This window comes from Pseudomonas sp. (genome assembly GCF_050739655.1).
Taxonomy (GTDB): domain Bacteria; phylum Pseudomonadota; class Gammaproteobacteria; order Pseudomonadales; family Pseudomonadaceae; genus Aquipseudomonas.
Window position 1 is genome coordinate 1 of record NZ_JBOIBY010000327.1, and the last position, 3,048, is coordinate 3,048.

2 protein-coding genes are annotated in these 3,048 nt (G+C 53.2%); one reads left to right on the forward strand and one right to left on the reverse strand.

The annotated features are described in order from the left end of the window. Nucleotides 1-129 precede the first annotated feature (129 nt). A complete protein-coding gene (locus ACRESJ_RS15845; RefSeq protein WP_431758742.1) occupies nucleotides 130-1,677 on the reverse strand; it encodes a TerC family protein in 1,548 nt (515 codons plus the stop codon). Between the two features lie 591 nt (nucleotides 1,678-2,268). On the opposite strand from ACRESJ_RS15845, the gene ACRESJ_RS15850 reads away from it, so the two are divergent. After that, nucleotides 2,269-3,048: peroxiredoxin family protein (locus ACRESJ_RS15850; RefSeq protein WP_431758743.1), on the forward strand; the 780-nt coding region annotated here is incomplete at its 3' end.

Genomic DNA, 3,048 nt, shown 5'->3' on the forward strand with positions numbered 1-3,048 from the left:
TCCTTGGCCTGATGACGGCATGCGGTGGTGGAGAGAAAGGAGCAACCTCGGAGAGCGCTGAGCACGGGCATTCACACGAGTAACACCCTGAATAAAACAAGGCCGCATTTGCGGCCTTGTTTTGTATATTCACTCTTTACGCAACAACACCCTCGTCACCCGACGCTCCTCGACCTCCACCACAGACATGCTCCAGCCCTCCCAATTGAGCTTGTCTCCAATGACCGGCAGACGATCCAGCAAGCTCATGACCAACCCGGCCAGCGTCTGATAGTCATCAGTTGCTTTAGCCTGGAAATCGATATGCTCGCGAATCTGGCTGAGATTCAGCGCACCGCTGACGAGGAAGCCTCCATCTTCAGCAACGATGTTCGGGCCTTCAATTTCACTGGCGTCCGGCAGCTCACCCGCGATGGATTCGAGGATGTCGGTCATGGTGAGAATACCGATGAAGTCACCGAATTCGTTCACCACGAAAGCGATATGAGTTGACTCTTTACGCATCTGCTCCAGCGCATTGAGGATCGTGAAGTTGTCCAGTAGGTTGATTGCCTTGCGTGCCATGGTTTCCAGATTCGGCTGGTTACCTGCTAGCAGCTCTTTCAACAGCTCTTTCTTGTGGACGAAACCCAACGGCTCATCAACTCGCCCCTCCCGGATTAACGGCAACCTGGAGTACGACGAGTGCATCAGCGTTGTGCGGATTTCTTCTGAAGAGTCCGCCAAGTCAATGTGGTCGATTTCAGCACGCGGGGTCATGACACCGCGAATCGGGCGTTCTGCCAACTGAAGCACGCCACTGATCATGACGCGCTCTCGTCGATGGAAAACCTGATCGGCATCACCACCTGACAGCATGTCAGCGATTTCCTCACCGACTTCATCTGCACCCAACTTGTGGCCACCCAGCAAACGCATAACTGCATGCGCGGTACGCTCTCGCATTGGGCGACGCCCCTGCAAGCTCTTCTTACGGCGCGAGCGAGCCACCTGGTTGAACAGTTCGATCAAAATCGAGAAGCCAATCGCTGCGTAGAGATAGCCTTTCGGAATGTGGAAGCCTAAGCCCTCAGCCGTCAAGCTGAAGCCGATCATCATCAAGAAGCCCAGGCAGAGCATGATGACGGTTGGGTGTCCGTTGACGAAGTTGGTCAGTGGCTTACTCGCGATGATCATCAAACCGATGGAAATCACCACCGCGATCATCATGACGGACAGGTGTTCCACCATGCCCACAGCGGTGATCACCGCATCCAGCGAGAAGACCGCATCCAGCACCACAATCTGCGCCACGATAGGCCAAAACATCGCATAGGCCGCATTACCTGAGCGCTCGGACACATGTCCTTCAAGTCGCTCGTGTAACTCCATGGTCGCCTTGAACAACAGGAACACACCACCGAACAGCATGATCAAGTCTCGGCCCGAGAACGTCTTGTCGAATACTTCGAACAACGGTTCGGTCAGCGTCACCATCCAAGAGATGCTGGCCAGCAGGCCAAGGCGCATCAACAACGCAAGAGAGAGGCCAATGACACGGGCACGATCTCTCTGCTCGGGCGGCAGCTTGTCAGCCAAGATGGCAATGAACACGAGGTTATCGATGCCGAGCACCAACTCCAGCACGATCAGGGTCAGCAGGCCAAGCCATGCCGTAGGGTCAGCGATCCATTCCATAGGGATTATTCAATCTCTCAAAGAGTTAGGGTGAATGAACGATTTGCACGAACAACCGTATCCCTGCTCGAAAGAGGGGAATCTGTGTTGAGGGCAAAAGTAGCAGGAGAGAAAGACTTCTCGGAGCGAATGCAGGGAGGCGAATCTTTGGAGGTGACCCAATTCGCCTTGGGAAAGGTAAGCGTTGAGAATCTCAGAGACGGAATGTCGAGGTTCAGCGGCAGTAGAAAACGCGACCGACGCTTAATAGCAAAGTATGAATTGATGCAGGGTTCGGGGTGAAAAATACGACTGGGAGGCTCCAGAAGGGTGTTCATATAGACCTGAAAAAAATTGGGGATGAAATCATACAATGTTTCCGGGGGGCTCATGCGAGGAAATTATTACAATATCTGACAAAGGGATTACTTTGCCGGACGCATACATATCTACTAGCTTTATCTACGAGCTTCGACAGTGCTTCGGCATCGCAGCTGGCAGCGGCCATAAGCCCATTTGTACGCGACTCCTTGAGGGAAGAGACCGTGCTTGGCATGTGCCTCTTGGATTTACTCCTGATAATGATCCACTGCCCACCGGCAAGGAGTTGTTATGCGCGCCACGGCGTTTTCAGTCGGTGAACCTGCTCCTTGGTTCTACTGCCGCACTCAACTACGAGAGCGCTTTTGTTTCGACACTGTGGCCGGTCGGTATATAGTGATTTCTTTCTTGGGCTCTGCAGCACATCCTACATCCATTAAAATTTTGGAAGGTATTCGGGCTCATCGCCAGCGGTTCGATGATGATCAAGTCTGCTTCTTTGGTGTTTCCGTAGATCCAGATGATGAAAAGCTGAAGCGGGTAAAAGATTCGATACCTGGCATACGCTTCATCTGGGATTTTGATCGGTCAGTGAGTGAGCTCTACGACACATTGCAGCTAGACGGCAGCATCCGGCCAATAACCTATGTGCTAGACCCTGCGCTACGAGTCATGGCCGTCGTTCCGATAGAGGAGCCGGTTGACAACCACGTGCCCTCGCTAATGCGCTTTCTGGATAGATTACCCGCACTGGCTCCCACACATGTGGCCACTCCACACGCACCCGTCTTAGTGATTCCCCGTGTATTTGAGCCCGCGCTGTGTAAAGCGCTAATAAGTTACTACGACGAACGTGGCGGGGACGAGTCCGGGTTTATGGTGGATAGGTCGGGTAAGACCGTCCACATCACCGACCATAGCCACAAACAACGACGCGACTGCATAGTTGAGGACGAGGCTCTATCCAAAGCATGCTCGTTACGCATAACCAACCGTCTGGTTCCGGCTATACACCAAGCGTTCCAGTTCAATGCTACGCGGATGGAGCGCTATCTGGTGGCCTGTTACAGC